Genomic DNA, 25,149 nt, shown 5'->3' with positions numbered 1-25,149 from the left:
TCAATCATCCTCTGCCGGGAATTGTACGGTGGCAATCGCCTGGGCCGCAATCCCTTCACCACGGCCTGTGAAGCCCAGTTTTTCGGTTGTGGTGGCCTTGATGCTGATGCGGTTTTTGGCCACGCCGGTGACACGGTGAATGCAATCCTGCATCGCTTCACGATGCGGTCCGATCTTGGGCTCTTCGCACAGGAAAGTTAAATCAAGCAAAGTAATTACACCGTTTTGCTGATAGATTAGATCAACTGATTTTTTCAAGAAAATGGTGCTGTCTGCACCTTTCCATTGCGGGTCGGACGGGGGGAAATGGGTGCCGATATCCCCGGCGGCGATGGTGGATAAAATGGCATCGGTCAATGCGTGTAAACCAACATCCGCATCCGAATGGCCGATCAGGGACCGGTTATGCGGAATGGCCACGCCGCCCAGATGAATAACACCCGATCCAGCATTCGGCGCGGTCAAAGCGTGCACATCAAACCCGAACCCCGTGCGTGTTTCCATGGGTTGAGACAGGAGGGGTTTTGCCATTGTCATATCATCCGTCGTTGTGATTTTAAAATTCTGCCGTGTGCCGGGCACGATGTGAACCGTTTCACCCATGGCTGCGACCAACCCGGTATCATCGGTGAAATTCTCGTTCGTTTGGAATTGGTCGTGTGCGTGTTTGATCAGGTCGTAGTGAAAAGCCTGCGGCGTTTGAATCGCCCACAACCCCGTGCGGTCGATGATGTGATCGAGAGATTCGTTTTTATCGCGCGCCACTGTATCCGCCACGGGCACGGCCAGCGTTGCCGCGCCGGTTTCGTGGGCCTTATGCACAAGAGCCAATACACTTTCGGTATCCAAGAACGGGCGGGCGGCGTCGTGGATCAAAATGACCTCTTTCGGGCCTACTTCGGTAATGGATTTTATCCCGTTATAAACACTTTCCTTTCGGCTGTTTCCACCGATCACTGGCGGGTGCAGATTCAGGCCATGAACCGCATCATGATACGGGTCAGAATGATCGGCATGAATAACCACCCGAATATCGCGCAAACCCGGCAATTTCAACGCCCGATCCAGTGTATGGCGCAGAAGGGTTTTGCCATTAATGCGTTGATATTGTTTCGGAATCTCGCCGCCAATACGGGTTCCTGTTCCCGCCGCCACCACAATCAGGGTGAAAGGCAGGGGGCTAAAATCGGCGTTTTTCTGCGGTTTATTCATGCTTTCCATAGCGTTTCCGGGCTTGCCTTTCCCGTCAAATAGGGGGATATTTCAGGCGATTTACTGAGTGCGTCAGACTCTGGCCTTTATAGCGGATAATTGAACGCGTGAAATCATCCTTGTTGGCGAACAGCGTAACAAACCGTTTCTGGCGACGCTTGAACATTCTCGAGCGGCGCTATTCCCGTGTTGGAACGCTGGCAGCTTTGGTGCTGAGCATCGCGGCGGTGGCGTCGGGTGTGGCCACCTATGCCGCGCTGACCGAAACGCCGCCCTTTGGCAATGATCCCCGGACCATTTTTTGGCTGCTTAACCTTGATCTGGTCATTCTGCTGGTTCTGGCCACGTTGATCGGGCGACGGATTGCAGGATTGTGGAGCGGTCGCCGTCGCGGCGTGCCGGGTGCGCGTCTGCATGGCCGTCTGGTGATGATCTTCAGTCTTTTGGCCGCGATTCCCGCCATTATCATGGCCGTATTTTCCGCCGTTTTCTTCTATTACGGGGTGCAAGGATGGTTCAGTGAGAAGGTGCAAAATGCGGTCACCCAGTCGCAAGCCTTCGCCGAAGCGTACATGGAAGAACACCAGCAGGTTGTTCGGGCCGATATTCTGGCCATGGCCAGCGACCTTGATCGTGCGGCGGATATGGCCGCCCACAACCCGGCGGGGTTTGACCAATTGGTGCAAACGCAATCTTTCCTGCGGAACCTGTCCGAAGTTTTGATTTTCGACGGGTCGGGCCGCGTGATCGCGTCATCGGGGATGAATTTCTCCCTGCAATTTGAAAATATTCCACAATATGTCATGGATCAGGCACGTCAGGGCGAGGTTGCCGTGATGGGTACGCGGGATGACGACCGCGTGCGGGCGCTGGTCCAGCTTAACAGTTTTATCGACACGTATCTGTTTGTCGGCCGCATGGTTGACCCGTTGGTGCGATCCCGTCTGGATGCCACATTACGCGCGGTAAAGGAATATGACCAATTGGAAGCCCAGCGGGGCGACCTGCAAATCAAGATGATGATGATGTTTGTCGTCGTTGGTTTGCTGTTGTTGCTGGCGGCCATGTGGTTTGGTCTGGTGCTGGCACGGCAATTGGTGACGCCGATCGGGTCGCTGGTCAACGCCGCCGACCGGGTGCGCGCGGGCGATTTGACGGTCCGCCTGATCGAATCCGACAATCTGGATGAATTCGAAGTTCTGGCCCGGGCGTTCAACCGCATGACCAGCCAGATTCAGGATCAGCGTGATGAATTGATTATGGCCAACCGCAAATTGGACCAGCGCCGCCGCTTCACGGAAACGGTTCTGGCCGGGGTATCAGCCGGGATTATCGGCGTGGACCGGGTGGGCAAGATTACGTTGGCCAATTCATCGGCAGCCGATTTGTTCGGGGACAAGGATGAACGGCTGGTGAGCCGTAGCATTGGGGACATCGTCCCAGAAATTCAGCCCTTGCTGGACCAGGCGCACCAGAAGCCGGGCAAGATTACGCAAGGCGAGATTCCCTTTATCGACGTCGATGGTAACCGCCGTACGTTCCTGGTCCGCATTGCCATCGACTTGATCGGCGATGAAGACCGTGGTGCGGTTTTGACCTTTGATGACATGACCGCCCTGCAATCCGCACAGCGCAAAGCCGCATGGGCGGACGTGGCCCGCCGTATCGCGCATGAGATCAAAAACCCGCTGACCCCGATCCAGCTTTCGGCGGAACGGTTGAAGAAGCGATATTTGAAACAGATTACCGAAGATCCTGATATCTTTGCCCAATGCACCGACACGATTATCCACCATGTGGGTGATATTGGGCGTATGGTGAATGAGTTTTCCGCCTTTGCCCGGATGCCCGAGCCGGTGATGAAACGGGAGAACCTGCTGACCCTGTTGCGTGATACGATGATCCTGCAACAGCAGGCGTACCCGGATATAAAATTCACCCATTCCGGTTTTGATCCGCGCACAATTTCGGCCAATCCGGTTTGGGTTGAGGCCGACGCGCAGCAGGTGCGCCAAGTCTTCACCAATATTCTTCAAAACGCCATTGATGCCATTGAAACACGACAGAAAAATGGGATTACACAAGGTGTTGAAGTGGACGCGCCGGGTCATGTTGAACTGTGCCTGCACCAAAACCGCGCCGATGGCACGGTGATGGTGATGGTCAGTGATAACGGCGCCGGATTGCCCAAAGGCGAAGACACGGCCCGCCTGACCGACCCGTATGTTACCCATCGCGAAAAAGGCACAGGGCTTGGGTTGGCCATCGTGAAGAAGATTATGGAGGACCATGGTGGTCGCCTTATTATTGGGACGACGGACTTGATCCGTGCCACACCGGGATGGAATGATCTGGGTGGGGCGACGATGACACTGGTATTCGATCTGGCCGCCGATGATATACTGGCGGGGGACGAACAGATTGTCCCGCTTGATGCCGCGTCCGGATGATTGATAGACTGCCGCTTTATTAGGTAATGGAATCGCAATGTCTGCGGATATTTTAATCATTGATGACGAAGCCGACATCCGGATGCTGATCCAAGGCATTCTGGAGGACGAGGGATTTTCGACCCGTCAGGCCGGAAACGCGCAACAGGCGTACGACGCCGTTGCCGCGCGCGTGCCGTCGCTGGTCGTTTTGGATATCTGGCTGCAGAACAGCGAACATGACGGGATGAACATCCTGACCAAGCTGAAGGCCGATCACCCGCATCTGCCCGTTATTATGATCAGCGGCCACGGCACCATCGAAACCGCCGTCAACGCCATCAAACTGGGCGCATATGATTTTATTGAAAAGCCGTTCAAGTCCGACCGCCTGTTGCTGATGATCGACCGGGCGCTGGAAAATGCCGAGCTGAAAAAAGAGAACGAAGCGCTGCGCCGGAAAACATCCACCCCGGCGGATCTGACCGGGGCGTCCAGCGTGGTCAGCCAGTTGCGCCATGTTCTGGAACGCGTCGGCCCGACCAACAGTCGCGTTTTAATTACCGGCGAACCGGGCACGGGCAAGGAACTGGCCGCGCGCCTGATCCACCGTTTATCGGAACGCAACACCGGGCCGTTTATGGCCCTGAACTGCGCGACCTTGTTGCCGGAACGGTTGGAAATCGAATTGTTTGGATCGATTGACGGTATCCACGGTGAACCGGGCAAGGTCGGCGTGCTGGAACAGGCCAATGGCGGGACGTTGCTGCTGGACGAAGTGGCGGATATGCCGTTGGAAACCCAAGGCAAGATTGTCCGCGCTTTGCAGGACCAAAAAGTCACCCGCGTCGGTGGGAAAGATCCGGTGCAGGTGGATGTACGTATTCTGGCCTCGACCAACCGCGATCTGAACCGCGCGATGGAGGAGGGGCATTTCCGTCAGGATTTGTATTACCGCCTGAACGTCGTCCCCGTACAAATGCCACCCTTGCGTGACCGCGTGGCCGACATTCCCGATTTGGCCGCCGCCTTTATGGATCAATATGCGGATGCCAATTCCCTGCCGCGCCGGACCCTGTCCGAGGCCGCCGTGATGACGTTGCAGGCCTATCACTGGCCCGGCAATATCCGGCAGCTTCGTAATGTTATGGAATGGGTGATGATCATGTCCGGGGCTGGGGCCGATGAAGCCGTGCGGCCGGATCACCTGCCGCCAGAAATCACTGGGGCCGATATGGGCGGTGATGGCGATCGTGCGGCGCTCAGCCGTGAACTGGTTTTGATGCCGTTGCGCGATGCTCGCGAACAATTTGAAAAAGACTATCTGGAGGCCCAAGTTGAGCGGTTCCATGGCAACATCTCCAAAACCGCGCAGTTTATCGGGATGGAGCGTTCGGCCCTGCACCGGAAACTGAAATTGCTTGGCATTTCAACGTCAGAGAAGCACAATGACGGCGATGGTGCAGACGGATTGTCCGATGGGGACGAAGCGTCAACGCCAGCCTCCAGCCAGAAGAAAACAGCCTAAACAAATCCCTGCCTTTGGAATTAAATCATCATGCGTGTCATCATCTGTGGGGCCGGTCAGGTCGGATACAATATTGCGGCATATTTGTCGCGCGAAGACAATGATGTGACCGTCATTGATATCCTGCCCGATCTGGTGGCGAAGGTGAATGAGACGCTGGACGCCAACGGTATTGTTGGCCACGCATCCAATCCTGATGTTTTATCCGCCGCCGGGGCCGCGGATGTTGATTTGATGATCGCCGTGACCCAGTCGGACGAGGTCAATATGGTGGCGTGCCAGGTCGCGCATTCCTTGTTCAACGTACCGAAAAAAATCGCCCGCGTCCGCGACCGTGCCTATATGAAGCCGGAATGGTCGAACCTGTTCACCCGCGCACATATGCCGATTGATGTCATTATCTCGCCGGAGATGGAGGTTGCACACGCCATTTGTGAACGGCTGCGCGTGCCGGGCACCACCAACGTGATGCGTCTGGCCGAGGGGCGGGTGCATTTGGTGGGTGTAATGTGCGGGGATAATTGCCCGGTCATCAATACCCCGCTCAAGCAATTGACCAGCCTGTTTCCCAGCCTGTCGTTGAAAGTCGCGGCGATTATCCGTGGCCAGCAAGCCATCATTCCGAACGAAAACGAACAAATGTATGCGGGGGATGAGGTTTATTTCTTCACCGACACCGATCATTTGCAACGGGCCATGGCGGCCTTTGGCCACCAGGAAAAAGAAGCACGCCATGTGACGGTGTTGGGTGGCGGCAATATTGGCATGTACCTGACTCGTATTTTACAGGAACAAAGCCCGCAAACGCGTATTCGGGTCATTGAACACAATCTGGCCCGCGCAATGACCTTGTCCGAACAATTGCGTGGTATTTCGATTATGCACGGCGATGGGCTGGAGCCCAAAACGCTGGAAGACGCCGACATGGCCAACACCGAAACCATGGTGGCTGTCACGGATGATGATGAAACCAACATTCTGGCGGCCCTGCTGGCCAAACAGGCGGGATGCGAGCGGGTAATTTCGCTGGTGAACAAGGTCAGCTATACCCCGCTGATCAAATTCCTGGATATTGATGCGATGGTAACGCCCCGTGCGATTACCGTTGCATCGATCATGCAGCACGTGCGCCGTGGCCGGATCAAGGCGCTGCACAGCCTGCGTGATGGGTTTGCCGAGGTGATTGAAGCCGAAGTGTCCGACACGTCCAGTATTGTGAACACGGAAATCGGACGCATTAAACTGCCGCGTGATGTGTTGATTGGCGCGATTGTGCGAGGCGATGACGTGTTGATGCCGCAACCGGATTTAAAAATCCGATCCGGGGACCACGTGATCGTGCTGGCCACGCAGGCGCAGGCGCGTAAGGTTGAAAAACTGTTCCTGGTCCATGTGGACCTGTTTTAAACAAACCTGTCATCCCCGCGAAGGCGGGGATCCAGAAGACTGGGATAGAATGAGCCTGAGGGCTCTGGATTCCCGCTTTCGCGGGAATGACAATTGAAGGATTGATGAAGTATTATGCCACGCGTTTCCTATGTTAATGGTTCGTATGTTTCCCATGCACACGCCAACGTGCATGTGGAGGACCGTGGATTCCAGTTCGCCGATGGTGTGTATGAGGTGATTGCCTGCATCCACGGCCACTTGGCGGATGAACAGGGACATTTGGACCGTTTGGAACGGTCATTGGCCGAACTGGACATTGATATGCCCATGCCGCGCCGGACATTGCAAATGGTGATGCGCGAACTGCTTCGCCGCAATCACCTGAAATCCGCAACCGTGTATATTCAAGTGACACGCGGGCAGGCAAAACGCGATTTTATTTTTCCGGCGGCCCATGTTGCGCCATCAATCGTGGTCATTACGCGCCCGTTCAATTTTGAAAAAACAAACAAATGTGAAAAGGGCGTCACCGCTTTTACCGTCCCGGATATCCGCTGGAAACGCCGTGACGTGAAAAGTGTTGCCCTGTTGCCGCAAGTTCTGGCGCGCCAAAGCGCTTACGCGCGCGGCGGGGCGGAAGCCTGGCTGGTCGATGATGATGGGTTGATCACCGAGGGCGCGGCATCCAACGCGTGGATCGTGAAGGGCAGCCGGATTATCACCCGCCCACCCAGCCATTCCATCCTGCGCGGTGTGACGCGCACGGCGTTGATGAAAATTGCCAATGATTTACAAATGACCGTTGAAGAACGGGCTTTTACACCGGATGAAGCATACAAGGCCGATGAAGCCTTCAGCACCGGGGCCGCGGCTCTGATCGTGCCGATCGTTAAATTGGATGATCACGTCATTGGAACGGGTGTACCCGGGCCGGTGGCGCGGCGTTTGTATGAAGAATACCGCGCCTATGCCGATGGCTTGCGCGGGGCGCAATTGAAATGGGTTTCGGGGTTGAACGATAAAAATGGGTGACACATTGACACAGAATTTTACCCCCGCATCACGTCCGGCCGGCGTGTTCTTTGATTGGGATGGCACGTTGGTGGATACGATTCCGCTGTTACGCGAAATGTATGCGCGTCTGCAGAACCATTTTGGCCAGCCGCCATTCAGTGATGATCAGTTTTTTGACAATCTGAAATATTCCGCCCGCGAATTATTTCCGCGTCTGTATGGCAGTCGCTCGGACGAGGCCTTCAAAATCTGGTACGAGAATGTTGAGAAGCTGCATCTGGCGCACATCGCCCCGATGAATGGCGCGGGCGAAGTTCTGGCGCATCTGGCTGCCGCCGGGGTGCCGATGGGCGTGGTCAGCAACAAACGCCACGCCGTTTTGATGAAGGAAATCGAACATCTGGGCTGGAGCAAATATTTCGCATCCGTCGTCGGTGCGGGCGAGGCCGGGCGCGATAAACCAGCGCCGGACCCGTTGATTCTTGCGCTCAATCAGGCCGGATTAAAGGCCGGGCCAAATATATGGTATATTGGGGATACGGAATCGGACCTGCTCTGCAGCCGGGATGCGGGCTGCGCATCGGTGTTTTTGCGGTTTGACGGACGGCATGATTCTGCGGCCCAAAATAACCCGCCGACCCATATCGTTGGCGATAACCAGGGATTGTTAAGCCTGCTCAAGCAAAATCTGTGAGTTCGTTGTTGTAATTTTACGTTAATTTTAGGTTTTTTCGGGTCTCCCCCTTGTCTGGTCATTGTGCATTCGCTAAGTAATTCCAGCCATCTGGCCGTTAACTAAATATGAAAAATAAAAAAGGAAAAAATGATGGGTGAAAAGAATCAGAACGTGCAGGATGTCTTCCTTAACAAAATCCGCAAAGAAAAGATGACCGTGACCGTTTTTCTGGTCAATGGCGTCAAGTTGCAGGGTGTTGTAACCTGGTTCGACAATTTCAGCCTGTTGCTGCGTCGTGATGCGCATATCCAGCTGGTCTACAAACACGCAATTTCCACGATTATGCCGGGCGGCCCGCTGAGCCTGTATGAAGCCGGCGAAGATCAGGACGTTTAAGTTTTAAAACATGAGTGATTCACAACAGACCCCGGATGATGAAGGGCCAGGAACGGCGATCGTTCTGCACCCGACATTGCCGGGGTCTTTTGCACGCCACGACCGCGACCCGGAAGACGCGCTGGAAGAAGCCGTCGGACTGATCCATGCGATTTTCATGGATGTCTGCGAATCCCGCGTTGTTCCGGTGCGTAAGATTGATGCCGGTGCCTTGTTCGGCAAGGGCACACGCGAGATGATCGCGGCCCAGGTCGAGGTAATGAAACCCGATGTCGTATTCGTGAACCACGCCCTCAGCCCGGTGCAACAACGCAATCTGGAACAGGAATGGAAGGTGAAGGTCATCGACCGCACCGGACTGATCCTTGAAATTTTTGGCGCCCGCGCGCAAACGCGCGAAGGTAAAATTCAGGTCCAGCTGGCCGCGCTGGAATACCAGAAATCACGTCTGGTTAAATCCTGGTCCCACCTTGAACGCCAGCGTGGCGGCATGGGTAAAACCGGGGGCCCGGGTGAAACCCAGTTGGAAATTGACCGTCGCTTGGTAACGGACCGGATCACGCAATTGAAACGCGATCTGGAACAGATTAGCCGTACCCGCGACCTGCAACGTAAAGGGCGGGAAAAAGTCCCGTTCCCGGTCGTGTCGCTGGTTGGGTATACCAACGCCGGGAAGTCGACGTTGTTCAACCGCCTGACCGGGGCAAATGTGTTTGCCGAGGATTTACCCTTCGCCACGCTGGATCCGACCATGCGCCGGGTGAAACTGGAAGACGGTAATGAAATTATTCTGGCCGACACGGTTGGATTTATCGCCGATTTGCCCACTCACCTTGTTGCCTCGTTCCGCGCCACGTTGGAACAGGTGCAATATGCCGATGTGATTATCCACGTGCGTGATATGTCCCGCCATGACCGCGCGGCACAAAAAAATGACGTGGTTTCCATCCTGCATGATCTGGGCATCGAATACGCCTCCGATCGCCGTGTGGTTGAGGTACTGAATAAAATGGATGCCATTGCGGAGGAAAACCGCCCCGGCATTCTGCGCGAAGCGCGTGAGCATGTTGAAAATACGGCCGCCATCTCCGCCCTGACGGGTGAGGGGATTGATGATCTGATGCAGATGATTTCACGCATGCTGGCCCATGGGCGCAATATCGTGACCTACCACTTGCACCCGGCAGAGGGTGAGGCGTTGGCCTGGCTTTATGCCCGTTGCAATATTATCGAACGGATCGACGGCGAAGATGCCATGATCGCCATGCGCGTCGAAATCGACCCGGCGGATCAGGGGCGGTTTGCGGAACGGTTTGGGAAACACGCGGCCTGATGCCGCTTTTCCCCTCTATCGTCATTCCGGCGAAGGCCGGAATCCATGGGGGATCTGTATGGATACCGGCCTTCGCCGGTATGACGAATAAAAACAAGCGGGAGGGGGCGTAACCCATGACACAATCCATTGATATCGACAAAATCTCCGACGTCCTCGTCGATGTTGCCGCGACCTATATCCTGCCGCGCTACAACGCCCTGACCAGCGGTCAGATTGATACAAAATCCGGGCCCAATGACCTCGTCACCATTGCCGATACCGAGGCCGAAGAGGCCTTGGTCCGCATTCTGCCCGACCTGTATCCCGGGTCGATCGTGATTGGCGAGGAAAGCATTTCATCCGGCAAGGCCACATTGGGCCCGTTGAAAGAAGCGGGCAAAATGGTCTGGGTCGTCGATCCGGTCGATGGCACCTATAACTTCGTCCACGGCAAACGTGAATTTGCGGTCATGCTGGCCTGTGTGATGGACGGTGAAATTCGGGCGGGATGGATTTATGACATTCTGGGCGAGCGCACCATGACGATGGAAAAGGGCGCGGGCGCATATTTTGAAGGCCGTCGCCTGAACCTGACCAACCGAAATGACGCCATCAACGCCACGGGTCATATTGGGAAGAAATATTTTCCAAAAGAAATGCGCGCCCATCTGGAAGAACAGCGCGACAAGGTAAAGCAATTTTATTCCCTCAGCTGTGCCGCGCATGAGTACATCAACCTCGCCACCGGCAAGGCCGATTTCGGTGTCTATAGCCGGATCAAACCGTGGGATCATCTGGCGGGTGTGCTGGCTGTAACTGAGGCTGGCGGGGTGATCGCCAAGTGGGATTCATCCGTTTACCACCCGTCCGATGATTTCGGCGGGCTGCTGGTGGCGAGCCATGACGCGCTTTTGCATCAGATTGATGCGATTTTTATTAAACCAATACTTGAGGATATTATTTTAAAGTACGGAAAATAAACGGAATTTCGTTATTTCAATCTACGAAAATCCCGCCCCTCAAAATATTGCATTATGACAATTAAAAGGGTATAGTCCTGCCTTACTGCGTAAGCATTTGGCGGGATTTGTAATGGCCACAATCAAAGTCAAACCATCATCCAATGCGCCGCTCTTCCTGGGGGAAGAGGGTATGGCTGGGCGTTATATTGATTGCTCCGCCAACCCGTATGACCTCCGCCCCGCCGCAGATCTGATTATTCAAGCCGCAGGTCGCAGACGCGCAGAATTGCCCCCGGGCACGCCGTTGGTCATCCTGATGGGGGAAAATCACACATGTTCCGCCCATGTCGAATTGCAGCATATGGTTGCCGCGAAACTGCTGGAACAGGGGCAGCGCTTTTGTGTTGGGTATGAGTTGAGCAGCAACACCCTCACCAGTGCGATGACCACGAATATTCCAAATCTTGGGCCCTTGGACAGCGATGCCATTCTGGATCTGGACACTGGGGGTGCGGCCAGTTTGCTGTCCTACATAACCGGATGCGCCACCACAGATGCCGCACCCGTTGCGCAGCGTAATCTGATGGCCTTTTGCTACGAAAATAAAATCCCCAGCATCTTCAACGATGCGGCCCGCGATTATGAGCGGCAGGGGGGCTTATACATTGATATGTATAATTCAATCAACGTTGCGGTCGCTCAACTGTGCCATGTGACAAAGAAAAACGACATCTGCATTTTCGGCGTCGGCGGTATTGGCATTCGCAACCACGTTATGGCCCGTCGCGGCATTGATTTTGCGGCCCGGCAAGGCGTCGACATAATCCTGCAAAATACCGGCCTGTCGCATGTTCTGGGGCGGAGATACAGCAATTTCGATATCCATGCGCCATCTCTGACTGAAACCTATATGGCCGCCGGCGCGGCCGTCTTGCCGGTCTTCATTGCAGGGGTTGGCTACAATGATGACGTGGATTCAATCCCAGCCACGCGTCGACATTATCTGGCGCAAGGGATCGTTATCGAGGGGTTGGCGGGCGATCTGTTTAGCGAGCAGGTGGATGAATGTGCAGAGCAAAGCTTCATCACCGAAAAACTGCATCGGCAATCTGGCGGATTGATCCGGTGCTTTGATGCAGCAAAGACCATGAGAAAGAATATTGAGGTTATTCAGGCATCATATGCCCGCATTTTGGAGCAATATTATGCGGATTGCGCACGCCATAAAGCGAGTTTGACCGCATGAGCCCGTTCGATGATCCATTTTCCGAAACAATTATCAGATCGGCCCGCGATGGCATTGCGGGGCATTACATCAATTGCTCAGCCAATCCGTATGATCTGCGTCCGGCGGCCAATATTATCGTTGGTGCGGCCGCAAAAATGCGGGCGGATTTAGCGGATGATGTGCCGTTGGTCATCCTGATTGGTGAGACGCATAACATATCCGCCCACCTGGAATTACAACATCTGGTCGCCGCGACCTTTCATGATCAAGGCACCGTTTTCGCCCAGGCGATGGAGCGCCCCAGCAATACGCTGGCCCACATGATGACGGAAGCCATGGGGCTGGATGTCAGTCGGGGTGAGGGATATTACGACAGTCTGATCCCCTTTGACCCGCGCGGAACCGCGTCATTGGCCGCATCGATTGTGTGCATGCATCCGGAATGGGCGCCAGTGGCGGAGAAAAACTTCAACGCCTTCCTGTATCACAATGATATTCCTACGATTTTTAACGATGCTGCACGCGATTTCTCCCTGAACCACGCCATGCTGGATATGACCGATCCGCTGGTGCAGGCAGGGGCCCTGATCTACACGCGCGATGATGAATATGTTGCCGACGCGATCAGCTCCAGCGGCATGGCCGTGCGCAACTGGGTGATGGCCAAGCGTGGTCTGGCCTTTATGCAGGGTCATCACGTGAATGTGATGGTGCAGAATATCGGCGCCCACCATTTGCTGGGGTGTCGCAGTGATGGATTTGGTTATGCGGAATCCTTAAGCGCGCTCTATCAAAAAAATGGTGCGGCCGTATTGCCTGTGTTTCTGGCATCAAGTGACATGGCGGGCGGTGTTGGGATTATTCCAAATGCCGGCCGCGCTGATTTGACGCGTGGCGTTTTAATCGAGGGGCTGGCCCCAGACATCTTCTGTGACCCCGATTATGACGGTGAAGATCGCGATAAATATAACTATCAGGATGGGGCCGAGCAGGCCTTTATCACCGAAAAACTGCACCGTGAATCGGGTCATTTATTGCAGTTTTTTGATATTGCCGTCCATAAAGACGAATATGAAGAAATTGCGATACGTCATTGTATTGATGTAGAAAAAGCATATCACACTACCCGGAATAAACTTACCCCGTGATGCGCTTTTGCGCCTGCCACAGCGCTTCCATTTCTTCCAAATTCGTGTCAGAAAATTCCTTATTCATTGCTTTAAGATCGCGCTCTATCCCTCTGAAACGACGCTCAAATTTTGCATTCGTTTTGCGCAATGTTTCCTCGGCATCAAGGTCCAGCATGCGCCCGAAATTCATCAGGCAGAACATCATGTCGCCCAGCTCATCCTGAATCTCGTCCCGGCCTTTGCTGGCCATGGCTTCACGCAGTTCGGCGATTTCTTCTTCCAGCTTGTCCAGAACGTGAACCGCTTCGGGCCATTCAAACCCGACACGTGCGGCGCGTTTGGCCAGTTTCTGACCGCGCATCAGGGCGGGCAGGGCGTGTGGAACATCATCCAGAATGCTTTCGCGCGGGCCTTTTTCCTTGTCCTTTTGGTCTTCCCAGATGCGCTTTTCAACGTCTTTGGCATCGGCGGCTTTGGCTTCACCAAACACGTGCGGGTGGCGGTGGATCATCTTGGCGGTGATACCGGCGGCAACGTCCTCGAACGTGAAATGCCCGGCCTCGGACGCCATTTGTGTGTGATAGACAACCTGCATCAGCAAATCGCCCAATTCTTCCTGAAGCGATTTCATATCGTTGGTGTTGATCGCCTCGACCACTTCATACGCTTCCTCGATCGTGTAGGGCGCGATGGTTTGAAAATTCTGCACCAGATCCCACGGGCAACCGCCATTGGGGTCGCGCAATTTGGCCATGACGGCGATCAGGTCTTTCATCGACGGGCAGGAGTCGTGCGGGGGGAGGGCGGTCATGGTTCCGGTCCTTCGTGTAGGGTGGTTTCACGAAGGCACTATGTCAGAAGCGCCGCTGAAATAAAACTGGCAATTATGATATGAAAATTGAATTACAGATTTTCCGGACGCGGTGGGAAATTACGCGCAGCGATGAATAATTCCCGCCGGAAGGCATCGCGGTCATGGGTCAGGTACAGACCTTGGACGGCATCACTGACGGTGTTGAACGCGTGGGCCTGGTCCGCATTCTTGACGCGCTCCAGGACGATTTTAACATTCGGAACAATGTGTTTGATCCGGTCCACCAGATCCCCGAGATTAAACGGGTTGCGCTGGTCCAATGCGGCCTCGACGGTCACGCCGTCAATTTTAACATAGTCGACAATATCACGCAGGTTATCAAGCCGGAGCCAGTCGCGACTGCCGATGCCGTGGTGGCCGTTGCTCTCAACATAGTCGTGGTAAAAGTCATCGATCGCAAAAGTGCATCCGAATTGCCGTTTCATGGCCAGAAGAATATCGCGGCAGGGGCTGTCGGCCAGATCGTCTTCCGTGACCTCCAATGTTAATTGGCCGTGGATTTCCCCGGGCGTGAAATCATCACACAGCATATCGCACACGTCATACCAAAAACTGGCGTTTGAAACATTGCGCGCGGATGTGTTGATGGATACGGGATTCAATCCCTGGGCTAACGCCTGATCAAGCCCTGCCAGTATCAAGGCCTGATCAAAATTTGATTGCAACCCGGATTGAGACAGGATGGTGATGGGCTCCAGCGGTTTGATCGCCGTTCCCTCTGCTGTATAAGCGCGCAGCAAAAGCTCTGCCGGATAGGTGACCAGGTCAGCATGTTCATCATGATTGTTGTGCCATGTTTCGGCAATAAAATGATACCGGCCAGCCGCCAGAGCGGAAAGGAGCGTGCCCGCAATCCGGGCATCATCATCAGACACCACCCCGGCGGCATGCTTCATGTCGAGACCCATGCGGGTCGCGGCGATTAAATCCTGAAACAAGGCGGTGCGGTTTTTGTTCATGTTTCCATGTCTGAAATATCGTTCGTTGACTATAGGCGATAATCGTAAAGAAACGCTTGTATTTTATGGTCTTATTGGGGTTTTGGCAATTTTCTTTCCAGTCGAAGGTGTGCTCTTTTTTCGGCCTAACGCTTTGTTTTATAAAAAAGATATCGATCGTAAGGATTGCATAAGGTTCGAATTCTATCCTGTCACAATGGCGTAACTCTATGTGTGGATTGTCATCATCATGATCATGTTCAAAAATGTATCCGTCGTGCACAAAATTCTCGGCTTGGTTTTCTTCCTGTCAGCGCTTGCGCTTGGGCTGGCCGGCTTGGGATATTACGGGTTAAGCCAGTATCAACATGCGACATCCAGCATTCAGAACGCATCAGCCAGAGCGCAATATAGCGAAAAGATAAACGGATTGGTTTATGCCGTTGTAATGGATTCGCGCGGCGTTTACATGGCCCGGGATGTTGCCGAAGTTGAAAAATTTGCCAAGCCTCTGACAAAAAATCTGGCCCTTATTCAGGATACGGTATCCGAATGGGAAAAAATTATTAAGCCGGAAGATAAAGGGTCTTTCAGCGCACTGAAAAAATCGGCCGACGATTTTGTCAAATTCAGAACAGAAATTGTGCGCCTGGGGATGGAAGAGGGCGCGCCCGCAGCGCGGGTTTATGGCGACAATGATGAAAACCGCAGCAACCGCCAGGCTTTTAACAAATCACTAGTCGATTTCGCCGCAAAGAACGAAGCAGATATTATCCAGACATATGAACATATTGAATCTGTACGGGGCAAAGTGAAAGCCTTGCTGATCAATTCTGCTGTCATTGGTGTTGTGTTTACATTGGTGTTTTCATTCTTCTTTGTTCAAAATTCGCTAAGAGGGCCGTTGCGCGGCCTGTGTGGTTATCTCAGATTGTTGGCGCAAGGGAAGCTTTCAGACAATGTCCCTTATCTTGATTATGGTAACGAAGTCGGGGATATGGCACGCTCCGTCAATGTTCTGCGTGATGGGCTGTTGCGCGAACAGGCATTGGCCGAACAAGCTGAAAAACAAAAACATATCGATGCAGAATTCCGAGGCCAGATGCAGGCTATTCGTAAATCGCAGGCGGTTATTGAATTTGATATGGATGGAACAATTCTGGCGGCAAATGACCATTTTCTGCGGGCCGCTGGCTACGACGACTTAAAGGATATTGTGGGTAAACACCATTCGATTTTTGCCACACAAGGATACGCGGCGAGCCATGAATATAAAGAATTCTGGAACGCATTACGACGTGGCGAATACCAATCTGGCGAATATAAGCGCATTGGGAAAGGTGGGCGTGAATTTTGGATCAACGCCACATACAACCCGATTTTAGATGAACATGGGAAGCCGTTCAAAGTCGTAAAATTTGCCGTTGATGTTACAGATGCAAAACTGGCAAATGCGGATTACCAAGGCCAGATCGAAGCGATCAATAAATCCCAGGCCGTAATTCATTTCAACATGGATGGAACGATTATTCATGCTAACGATATCTTCCTGAATTTTATGGGATACAGCATGAATGAAATCCGCGGCAAACATCACGCAATTTTTGTTGATAAAGCACAGGTTGAAAGTGCGGAATACAAAGATTTCTGGAACAATTTGCGCGCCGGGAATTATGACGCCCGCGTCTTTAAACGGATAACAAGGAACGGTGACGAGGTTTGGATTCAGGCATCTTATAACCCTGTGTTCGACCTGAACGGAAAGCCGTTCAAGGTCGTGAAATATGCCGCCGACGTGACGGACATGATCAATTTGACTGACCAAACAGGCGTGAATGTTGGCAGCGTGGCCCGTGCGACAGAGGAATTATCGCATTCAATCAATGAAATATCTACAAACATGGCGCGGTCTAAACAGGCTACGGAAGATATCGTGCATAAAGTGAAAGCGTCCGGCGAAGCCAGTGGAAATCTGGTTTCAACCATGCGGGATATGGAAGATATCGTAAACCTGATCAAGGACATTGCCGAGCAGGTAAATTTGCTTGCCCTGAATGCGACAATCGAGGCCGCACGCGCAGGAGAAGCCGGGAAAGGGTTTTCCGTGGTGGCCAGTGAGGTCAAAAATCTGGCTACGCAAACGGCATCGGCCACAGATGACATTGCCCAGGAAATTTCAAAAGTTCAGCAAATATCAGGCCAGGTTGCGAATGCCGTACAGGCCATTATTGAATCCGCAGATTCAGTGAATGGTTACGTTGCGGGTGTGGCCAGTGCGATTGAAGAGCAAAGTATCATTGTCAAAGACATCTCAACAAATTCGCAAACAACATCGAATGCTGTTGCGATGATCAGTGAGAGTATCAAGAAGACGAAGAAGTAAAATGATCCACGGAACGCGGATTTAAAATGCACAAACGTCCCGCGAGCACAAATCGCGGGACGTTTTGTATGCATGAGAACTGGCTGGGGACTTGAGAAATACGCCTGATAATGATGTGATAATGTATATTATGGAAAATAATATACAGGGTGGGAAAAGGGTGCTTATATCTGTTTTATAAAGCGTTTCTTACTCTTTATAAGCCGCGTCTAAACGACCATCAATCAACCGTGGTTTCCAATGTCAGGCCATCATAGGCTGGCGCGTAACCGGATGGCAATTCGTCGCACAATGTTTTGTAATCCATGAAGGCCGCCATGTGCGTGATATAGACTTGTTCGGCGCGGATGGTTTCGTTCAGTTTAAAAATCTGTTCCAACGTGGCATGGACATAGTTTTTCGGCATTTTGTAACCAGCGGCATCGGCAATCCAGACCCGAACGCCTTTAAGCGTTTCCAGCGCGGCGTCGTTCAAATTCACCATATCCGTGGAATAAGCCAGATCGCCAACGCGGATGCCCAGTGACTCACGGTATCCGTGGTCCTGCACAAACGGAATGGCCGGTATGGTTCCGAAATGCTTAATCTGGCCGTATTCGTGGTCGTGGAATGCGTGCGTGCTGCACACGGCCGGATACAGGCCATCATCAATGTCGTTGAACATGTATTCAAAACGATAGCGGATTTCGTCGATGGTTTTTTGATCACCATACAGCGGAATCATGGATTTTGTGCGTTTGCTGAACACACGCAATTCATCAATGCCACCGATATGATCGCTGTGCGCATGGGTGTAAAAAATACCGTCCACATGCGTGATGTTTTCGCGGTTAAGCTGGTCGCGAAAATCCGGGCCGGTATCGACGATGAATGTGGTTTTTTCGTCCTGTAATGCGATGCTGGCGCGTGTGCGGCGGTTGCGTGGTTCATTGGGGTCGCATGCGCCCCAGTAATTGCCGATTTCCGGCACACCCGCCGAATTGCCGCAGCCCAGAATGGTTAATTTAACTTTTCTGCTCATGCAGCTTCACCGTCGGCGATGAATGTATCCAGTGCGCGTGGAAACAACCTGAAGAAATTCTCACGCGATTTGGCGGCCAGATCCTTGGCAGAGATTTTGTGCGTATCGGCGACTGCGCGTGCTGTGTGAACGACCAATGCGGGTTCGTTAATTTTTCCGCGGAACGGTTCCGGGGCCAGATATGGTGCGTCGGTTTCAATCAAAATACGGTCCAGCGGAACATCACGCGCAAAATCACGCAGTTCTTGGGATTTATTGAATGTCACAATACCGGAGAATGAGATGTAAAAGCCGCATTCCAGCGCCTCTTCACCCATTTTGCGGCTGGACGAAAAGCAGTGCATGACACCGGTTAAATTGGTCCCCGCCCCCTCTTCCCGAATGATACGAATAATGTCGTCATCCGCATCACGGGCGTGAACAACCACAGGAAGGTTGGTTTCGATGCAGGCGCGCAAATGTTTGCGGAATGAGTCCTGCTGATCTTCACGCGTGGCGTGTTCGTAGAAGTAATCGAGGCCGCTTTCGCCAATACCGATGATTTTCGGGTGCGATTTTGCCATGGCGACCAGATCGGATTGCGTCACGGCCTTTTCCGCCGGATCGCTGGCTTCGTGCGGGTGCGTGGCGATGGTGCACCAGATGTTTTTCCGGTCGGAAACCAGATCCAGAATTTGCGGAAATTCATCGGAAATGCGGCAGCAAATGCTGAGCATGCCATCGACACCCGCCGCATTGGCATTTGCAATCACCTGATCCGGCCCGCCGATATTCAGCAGGCGGTTGTGATTCAAATGGCAGTGGGAGTCGATATACATGTTACGCGTTCGCTTGTTTTGCAGTTTCCGTTTCGGTGGCCATGCGCGGGAATACACCCGTCGGTGTCGGCAATACCGTACCCGCCTTGATCGCATGGGCGGCGTTCAATGTATCAAATCCGCGTGCGTCGGCCGGAACGGACAATTGATCCAGCATTTTTGCGGCGGATTCCGGCGTAATCGGTTGCATGATGATGGCCAGGCACCGAATGACCTCGGCCAACACATACAAAACCGTTTCCATGCGCGGAACGTCCGTTTTCTTCAACGCCCATGGGGCCTGTTTGTCGATATAGGCGTTGGCGTCATAGGCCACACGCATGATGTCCTCGATCGCGCGGTGGATGTGGAATTTTTCAAATTCGTCGCGGACGGATTCAATCATCTTCGCCTGTGCCGATTCAAGTAAGGCGCGGTCTTCATCCGTCAATGGGCCGGGCGCAGGAACGGCACCACCACAGTTCTTGGCAATCTGGGACAGCGTGCGTTGCGCGAGGTTGCCAAGGGAGTTGGCCAGATCGCTGTTGATGCGCAGGACGGCCTGTTCATGGCTGAAATTCCCGTCTTGCCCGTGCGGAATTTCGCGCATCAGGAAATAGCGGGTTTGATCAACGCCATACATATCCAGCAATTCACCCGGCGATACGACGTTGCCCAGTGATTTGGACATTTTCTGGCCATCAATATTGATGAACCCATGCGCGAAAATTTTCTTCGGCAACGGCAGTTTGGCGGCCATCAAAAACGCGGGCCAGTAAATGGCGTGGAATCGCGTGATGTCCTTGCCGATCACATGCACGTCGGCGGGCCAGAAGTTTTTGTAATTTTCGCTGTTCGTGTCGGGATAACCAATACCCGTGATGTAATTGGTCAGCGCGTCCAACCACACATACATGACGTGTTTCGGATCATTCGGAACCGGCACGCCCCAATCGAATGTGGTGCGGGAGATGGAGAGGTCTTTCAGTCCCCCTTCCTGTTTCACAAACGCCAGAATTTCATTGCGGCGGCTGGCCGGTTCGATGAAATCGGGGTGTTGTTCATACAGATCCAGCAATTTCTGCGTATAGGCGGACAGGCGGAAGAAGTAGCTTGGCTCTTCTTTCCACACAACTTCTGCACCAGAAGGCGCGAATTTCTTGCCGGAACCATCCGTGGTCAATTCATCTTCGCCAAAATAGGCCTCGTCCCGCACGGAATACCATCCGGCATAGGCATCGACGTAGATATCGCCATTCTTGGCAATTTCTTCCCACAATGTTTGGGACGCTTTGTAATGGGCTTCTTCTGTCGTGCGGATAAATCGGTCATAGGATACATTCATCCGATCATCCAAGGCCGTGAATTTTTCGGCGATCGTATCGGTGAAGGCGCGTGGGGACATACCGTTTTTCTCGGCCGTTGTTGCAACCTTTTCCCCGTGTTCGTCCATGCCGGTCATGAAGAACGTGTTGTACCCATCCAGTCGTTTAAACCGCGCCATAACGTCGGTCAAAATCGCTTCATAGGCATGGCCCAAATGCGGCGCGCCGTTAGCGTAGGCGATGGCGGTGGTGATGTAAAAATTCTTGCTCATTTTTGTTCAGCTCCGGAGAGGATTGAGAAGGCGCCAAACGCCGCATAGCGGCGGTCCAGCGTCCCGTATTTAACAGTTGCGAAATGATTGAGCAGTGCGTCGTAAATACCGACCCATTGTTCAACATTGTAATGGCGTAAAATCTGGCCAAAGACGGGCGCGGATAATGCGCGGGGCAAGCCGCCCTCGCCCTTTACGCCGCGCGCGCGGGCTTTGACCATCGTGGAGACGATCCACAGCAGGATATCCTGAAAACTCTGCTGCGCGTTTTCCTGTCCTTTTTGCCCGAAATAATCGGCGACATGATGAATGTCTTTCCAATCTAGATTGGGCCAGTTTTGCAGGACAGCGACCAGACGGTCCATCGCCTTCAACCCCTCCTCATCCATCAGGTTGAGAGCCTGACCGATAGAGCCTTGGGCAATGGCGCACAGAACGTCGCATTCATCACTGCGAATATCCGGTTTCACGCGGGTCAGCAGACGCGCCATCAGAGCGTCATCCAGCGTATTAAATTCAATAAAGCGCGTCCGCGACCGGATGGTCGGGATCAAGGCACCCGGACGGTGTGCAATCAAAATCAGAACGGTGTTTGATGGCGGCTCTTCCAGAATTTTCAGGATGGCGTTCTGGCTGTTGCGGTTCATTGTATCCGCATCGTCCAGAATAACCACGCGCCAGCCCCCCATGGAGGCCGTCATGCGCAGGAACGGTGTCACCTTGCGTGCGTCATCAACGCTGACGCCTTCTTTGCGCGCGCCGGTTTTTTCATCAATCGCGCGTTCGATGGTGAGCAAATCCGGGTGACCGCCGGAGGCAATCAACCGAACGGTTTGATCTTCCGCATCCACAGTCATGGTTTCATGTACAACAGGTGTTGCGGGCAACGGGTCACCGAACAAAGACGGGCCCGCGTCAACCGCATCGGCCTTGCCATGTTTCAGCAGGAAGCGTGCGAGGCGATAGGCGAAGGTGGCCTTACCAATCCCCTTCGGTCCGGCAAAGACCAAACCGTGCGGCATCCGGCCCGCGTTGAATAATTCCAGCAACTGGCGCTCAATATCATCATGGCCGAAACATTCCATGTTCAGGCGCGGTTCGGGCAGTTCAATACCCTCGGCTCCATCCGATGCGGAGGCGCCATCATCGTCCTGCAAATCATCCAGATCGTCGAAATCATCAAACATCATGCGGCCACCTTCTGCGTCACACAGGATGCAATGGCGGCGGCGACGGATTGAATGTCCTGCGCCGCGTTGATGATGATGCAGCGGTTCGGTTCCGCCTTGGCAATCGCCAGATACCCGTCGCGCAATTTTTCGTGGAAGGTGATGCCCTTCTTCTCGAAACGGTCTTCGCCGGAATTATCATCCGACAAACGTTTGCCCGCGCGCGCAAGACCGTCAGCGGCGGGCATGTCGAGAATAAGAGTCAAATCCGGCTTGAAATTTCCAAGCGCCAGCGTGTTGATCTGTTCGACCGTATCCAGCGGCAAGCCACCGGCATAGGCCTGGTACGCGCGCGTGGAATCCGCAAAGCGATCGGAGATCACGATTTTACCGGCGGCCAGCGCAGGCTTAATCAATGTTTCCGTGTGCATGGACCGCGCGGCGAACAACAGGAAGGTTTCCGCAATCGGCGTCCAATTCCCACCATCACGGTGAACCAGAAGATGGCGGATTTTTTCCGCTTCCGGTGTGCCACCGGGTTCACGTGTGGTGATAACGTCGTGGCCGAGCGATGTCAGATGTTCAGCCAGAAGGCGGATCTGGGTCGATTTTCCCGATCCTTCGCCACCTTCCAGCGTAATGAACAATCCACGTGTCATTGATCGTTATTGTGCAACCGGTTCAGCGGCGCTTTTCACGACCGGATCCGGCTGCGCCGGAACGGATACTTTCTTCTGCCCGATCATGACCTTTGCCTTCTCAATCGTCTTGGCAAACAATCCCAGCTCGGCCACATCCGCACCAGCAACCAACGGCACCTCAAACGGGTGCAGGCCCGGTGCTTCGATTTTCAGCGCACCAACGACATCACCCTTTTTCACCGGAGCCTGCAACGGGCCCTTGTACAGAACGCTAACCTTCAGGTCATTGCGCATGGCTTTTTTCAGGGTGATTTTAATGTTCTCTTCCACAACCAGCGGAACGGTCGCCGCTTGGCCCATGACCACTTCCGCTTCCTCAACAACATCGCCAGCCTTGAACAAAGATACGTTTTCAAAGGTGCTTTGTGCCCAAGCGACCAGGCGGGCCGATTCTTGCGCGCGGGCGGCCATGCTGTCCAAACCGTTGATGACCAGAACAATGCGGCGGCCATCACGCACGGCGGATGCCATCAGGCCATAACCAGCTTCTTCCGTGTGCCCCGTTTTGATCCCGTCAGCACCCAGATTTTGGGTCAGGATCGGGTTACGGTTGGCCTGACGAATGTTGTGATAGGTGTATTCCAGTTCGGCGTAGTACGGATAGTATTCTGGATAGTTGCGAATGGTATCAACCGCCAGAATGGCCAGATCGCGCGCCGTTGAATAATGGTTCGGGTCGGGCCAGCCGCTGGCGTTGGTGAAATTGCTGTTCATCATGCCCATGCGCTTGGCTTCTTCGTTCATCATGGTCGCGAACGCTTCCTCGGTCCCGGCCAGACCTTCGGCCAGAACGATGGTGGCGTCGTTACCGGATTGAATGGCCACACCGCGGATCAGATCTTCAACCGATACGGCTTTACCCAGCTCGACCCACATTTTTGAGCCCTGCATTTTCCAGGCTTTCTCACTGACCGGCAGCATGGTGTCGAGGGCGATCTTGCCCTCTTTCAGCGCCTTGAACACCATATGAAGGGTCATCGTCTTGCTCATCGACGCGGTCGGCATACGCACGTCCGCATCCTTTTCCATCAGGACCATGCCCGTATCATAATCCATGATAATGGCTTGTTTCGCTGTGGTTTGGTCGTTCAGATTTCCGGAAATAGCCCGGTTCATCAGTTTTTGCATATCAAAAGATGACGCGCTGTCCAGCTTGTCATCCGGCTGGGCCATGGCGGCCATCGGCAGGGCGAAAACAGCGATAAAAACTGTCAGAATCAAGGACTTAATCTTGGTCATCGTGATCTTCCCAAAGGTCGAAGAAGGGTGAGGAGTGTTTCAAGGCCCCATAAGACCCCGAAACAGCCCGAAAATCAACGGGTTTACCCCGGATTTACAAGGATTTTTTGTGATTATGGCGGACGCTTAGTCCACCACGATCAGGGCATTGTTATGCCCCATGCCAACCACGGTGTTCAGCATTTTGTCCGCCGCCGTCACATCAGCCACAGGGCCAATCCGAACGCGGTAGAATTGCTGGCCCTTCACCTGCGCCGTATGGACAGAAACAGAGCCCAGCGACCCGAGGGTGTTTTTCAGGTTTTCGGCATTTTCACGCACAGTGAAAGCCCCGGCCTGAACATAAATTCCGGTGCGGGTCACCGGCATTTGGGTCACGATCGGGTCAGGCAGATAACGGCCCGTGGCATCGGTGTGGCCCGGCGGTAAAACTTCGCTTTCAACACTGGCCGGACGGCCAACGATGGATGTGTCGTTGTTGAGGGACGCTGTCTGAACGCTGCCGCGCTGTGCCGTCGGGGCCGAAAGTTTGCCGTTATTCGCGGCCATTTCGATCCCCTTGGTGCTTTGCCCCTGCTTCGCCATGTTGGCGGCCACCAGGCTTTCCTCGGGCAACAATTCAATTTTCACCTTGGCTGTTCCCAAATTGCGGAAGCCCAGCAAGTCAGCAGCCCGTTTGGACAGGTCGATGACACGACCGCGTTTATACGGGCCACGGTCATTCACACGCACGATAACGGATTTGCCGTTATCAAGGTTGGTGACACGAACCAGTGAAGGCATTTGCAAGGTGCGGTGGGCGGCGGTTAATTCATCACTGTTGAAAATTTCGCCACTGGCCGTCCGTTTGCCGTCAAAACCGGGGCCGTACCAGGACGCAATACCGGTTTCCACATGGCTGTAGGTTTCTTTGGGGTAATACCATTGCCCTTCGATCTTATAAGGCTTGCCGACCTTATACAGACCTTCATGCGTTTTTCCATCGGGCAGTTTGGTTTGGCCGATGCTGCCGCCGCTGTTTGATGCGTATTGTCCATCCGGCCCCATCGCCTGCTTCGTCAGGTGCGACGCGTATTCCATTTCGGTACAGGCGGACAGGAGCAATGATGCAACGGCAAGCAGGAAAAACTTTTTCATGAACCTCGGACTCT

20 protein-coding genes and 2 pseudogenes are annotated in these 25,149 nt (G+C 53.6%); 12 read left to right on the top strand and 10 right to left on the bottom strand.

All coding sequences use genetic code 11. The features are described from left to right. Positions 1-1,221: a bifunctional 2-C-methyl-D-erythritol 4-phosphate cytidylyltransferase/2-C-methyl-D-erythritol 2,4-cyclodiphosphate synthase gene (locus tag MICA_RS06055; protein ID WP_014102830.1), complete on the bottom strand. Its 1,221-nt coding sequence runs from the start codon at positions 1,219-1,221 to the stop codon at positions 1-3. 98 nt (positions 1,222-1,319) lie between these two features. Here MICA_RS06055 and MICA_RS06050 point away from each other — a divergent pair, with 98 nt between their 5' ends. From MICA_RS06050 to MICA_RS06005, 10 genes are all read left to right on the top strand, one after another. Further along, positions 1,320-3,662: a sensor histidine kinase NtrY-like gene (locus tag MICA_RS06050; RefSeq protein ID WP_236619853.1), complete on the top strand. Its 2,343-nt coding sequence runs from the start codon at positions 1,320-1,322 to the stop codon at positions 3,660-3,662. A 37-nt stretch (positions 3,663-3,699) separates the two neighbouring features. After that, a complete protein-coding gene (ntrX, locus tag MICA_RS06045) occupies positions 3,700-5,169 on the top strand; it encodes a nitrogen assimilation response regulator NtrX (protein ID WP_014102827.1) in 1,470 nt (489 codons plus the stop codon). Between the two features lie 30 nt (positions 5,170-5,199). Then, positions 5,200-6,576, top strand: coding sequence for a Trk system potassium transporter TrkA (gene trkA / locus MICA_RS06040; RefSeq protein WP_014102826.1), 1,377 nt, complete (start codon positions 5,200-5,202; stop codon positions 6,574-6,576). Positions 6,577-6,690: 114 nt separating this feature from the next. Next, complete coding sequence (locus MICA_RS06035; protein WP_014102825.1) at positions 6,691-7,590, top strand: D-amino-acid transaminase; 900 nt, start codon at positions 6,691-6,693, stop codon at positions 7,588-7,590. After that, on the top strand, positions 7,583-8,266 hold the full coding sequence (locus tag MICA_RS06030; RefSeq protein WP_014102824.1) for an HAD family hydrolase: 684 nt from the start codon (positions 7,583-7,585) through the stop codon (positions 8,264-8,266). The genes MICA_RS06035 and MICA_RS06030 overlap by 8 nt, the downstream gene beginning before the upstream one ends. Before the next feature lie 129 nt (positions 8,267-8,395). Beyond that, positions 8,396-8,644, top strand: a complete 249-nt coding sequence (hfq, locus tag MICA_RS06025; RefSeq protein ID WP_015467564.1) for an RNA chaperone Hfq — start codon at positions 8,396-8,398, stop codon at positions 8,642-8,644. Between the two features lie 10 nt (positions 8,645-8,654). Continuing rightward, positions 8,655-9,977, top strand: a complete 1,323-nt coding sequence (gene hflX / locus MICA_RS06020) for a GTPase HflX (RefSeq protein WP_014102822.1) — start codon at positions 8,655-8,657, stop codon at positions 9,975-9,977. Between the two features lie 116 nt (positions 9,978-10,093). Next, on the top strand, positions 10,094-10,939 hold the full coding sequence (locus tag MICA_RS06015) for an inositol monophosphatase family protein (RefSeq protein WP_014102820.1): 846 nt from the start codon (positions 10,094-10,096) through the stop codon (positions 10,937-10,939). Positions 10,940-11,051: 112 nt separating this feature from the next. Further along, positions 11,052-12,167 (top strand): hypothetical protein, encoded by a 1,116-nt coding sequence (locus MICA_RS06010; protein ID WP_014102819.1) that lies wholly within the window; start codon positions 11,052-11,054, stop codon positions 12,165-12,167. After that, entirely contained in the window at positions 12,164-13,297 is a 1,134-nt protein-coding gene (locus MICA_RS06005; protein WP_014102818.1) for a hypothetical protein, read from the top strand. Before MICA_RS06010 ends, MICA_RS06005 begins: the two co-directional genes overlap by 4 nt. On the opposite strand, the gene mazG is transcribed toward MICA_RS06005, so the two are convergent. Next, a complete protein-coding gene (gene mazG / locus MICA_RS06000) occupies positions 13,287-14,090 on the bottom strand; it encodes a nucleoside triphosphate pyrophosphohydrolase (protein ID WP_014102817.1) in 804 nt (267 codons plus the stop codon). The genes MICA_RS06005 and mazG overlap by 11 nt on opposite strands. A 92-nt stretch (positions 14,091-14,182) precedes the next feature. After that, complete coding sequence (locus tag MICA_RS05995; RefSeq protein ID WP_014102816.1) at positions 14,183-15,112, bottom strand: EAL domain-containing protein; 930 nt, start codon at positions 15,110-15,112, stop codon at positions 14,183-14,185. 229 nt (positions 15,113-15,341) lie between these two features. Here MICA_RS05995 and MICA_RS05985 point away from each other — a divergent pair. Next, positions 15,342-16,892: pseudogene (locus MICA_RS05985) on the top strand (PAS domain S-box protein); the annotation flags it as partial. A gap of 210 nt (positions 16,893-17,102) precedes the next feature. Next, positions 17,103-17,474 (top strand): annotated as a pseudogene (locus MICA_RS12515) (methyl-accepting chemotaxis protein); the annotation flags it as partial. Positions 17,475-17,694: 220 nt separating this feature from the next. Here the strand turns inward: MICA_RS12515 and MICA_RS05980 are convergent. The 7 genes from MICA_RS05980 to MICA_RS05950 form a co-directional block, all read right to left on the bottom strand. Beyond that, positions 17,695-18,495 (bottom strand): MBL fold metallo-hydrolase, encoded by an 801-nt coding sequence (locus tag MICA_RS05980; protein WP_014102814.1) that lies wholly within the window; start codon positions 18,493-18,495, stop codon positions 17,695-17,697. Continuing rightward, positions 18,492-19,313, bottom strand: coding sequence for a TatD family hydrolase (locus MICA_RS05975; protein ID WP_014102813.1), 822 nt, complete (start codon positions 19,311-19,313; stop codon positions 18,492-18,494). Before MICA_RS05975 ends, MICA_RS05980 begins: the two co-directional genes overlap by 4 nt. 1 nt (position 19,314) lies before the next feature. Then, positions 19,315-20,889: a methionine--tRNA ligase gene (gene metG, locus MICA_RS05970; protein WP_014102812.1), complete on the bottom strand. Its 1,575-nt coding sequence runs from the start codon at positions 20,887-20,889 to the stop codon at positions 19,315-19,317. Further along, positions 20,886-22,079, bottom strand: coding sequence for a DNA polymerase III subunit delta' (locus MICA_RS05965; RefSeq protein ID WP_014102811.1), 1,194 nt, complete (start codon positions 22,077-22,079; stop codon positions 20,886-20,888). Before MICA_RS05965 ends, metG begins: the two co-directional genes overlap by 4 nt. After that, a complete protein-coding gene (tmk, locus tag MICA_RS05960; RefSeq protein ID WP_014102810.1) occupies positions 22,076-22,717 on the bottom strand; it encodes a dTMP kinase in 642 nt (213 codons plus the stop codon). Before tmk ends, MICA_RS05965 begins: the two co-directional genes overlap by 4 nt. A gap of 6 nt (positions 22,718-22,723) precedes the next feature. After that, positions 22,724-23,998, bottom strand: a complete 1,275-nt coding sequence (locus tag MICA_RS05955) for a D-alanyl-D-alanine carboxypeptidase family protein (protein ID WP_014102809.1) — start codon at positions 23,996-23,998, stop codon at positions 22,724-22,726. A 126-nt stretch (positions 23,999-24,124) separates the two neighbouring features. Then, positions 24,125-25,135, bottom strand: a complete 1,011-nt coding sequence (locus MICA_RS05950) for a septal ring lytic transglycosylase RlpA family protein (RefSeq protein WP_014102808.1) — start codon at positions 25,133-25,135, stop codon at positions 24,125-24,127. Positions 25,136-25,149 lie beyond the last annotated feature (14 nt).

It is taken from the genome of Micavibrio aeruginosavorus ARL-13, assembly GCF_000226315.1.
In the GTDB taxonomy this organism is placed as follows: Bacteria; Pseudomonadota; Alphaproteobacteria; order Micavibrionales; family Micavibrionaceae; genus Micavibrio; species Micavibrio aeruginosavorus_B.
This window is presented reverse-complemented; position numbering and strand designations above follow the sequence as displayed.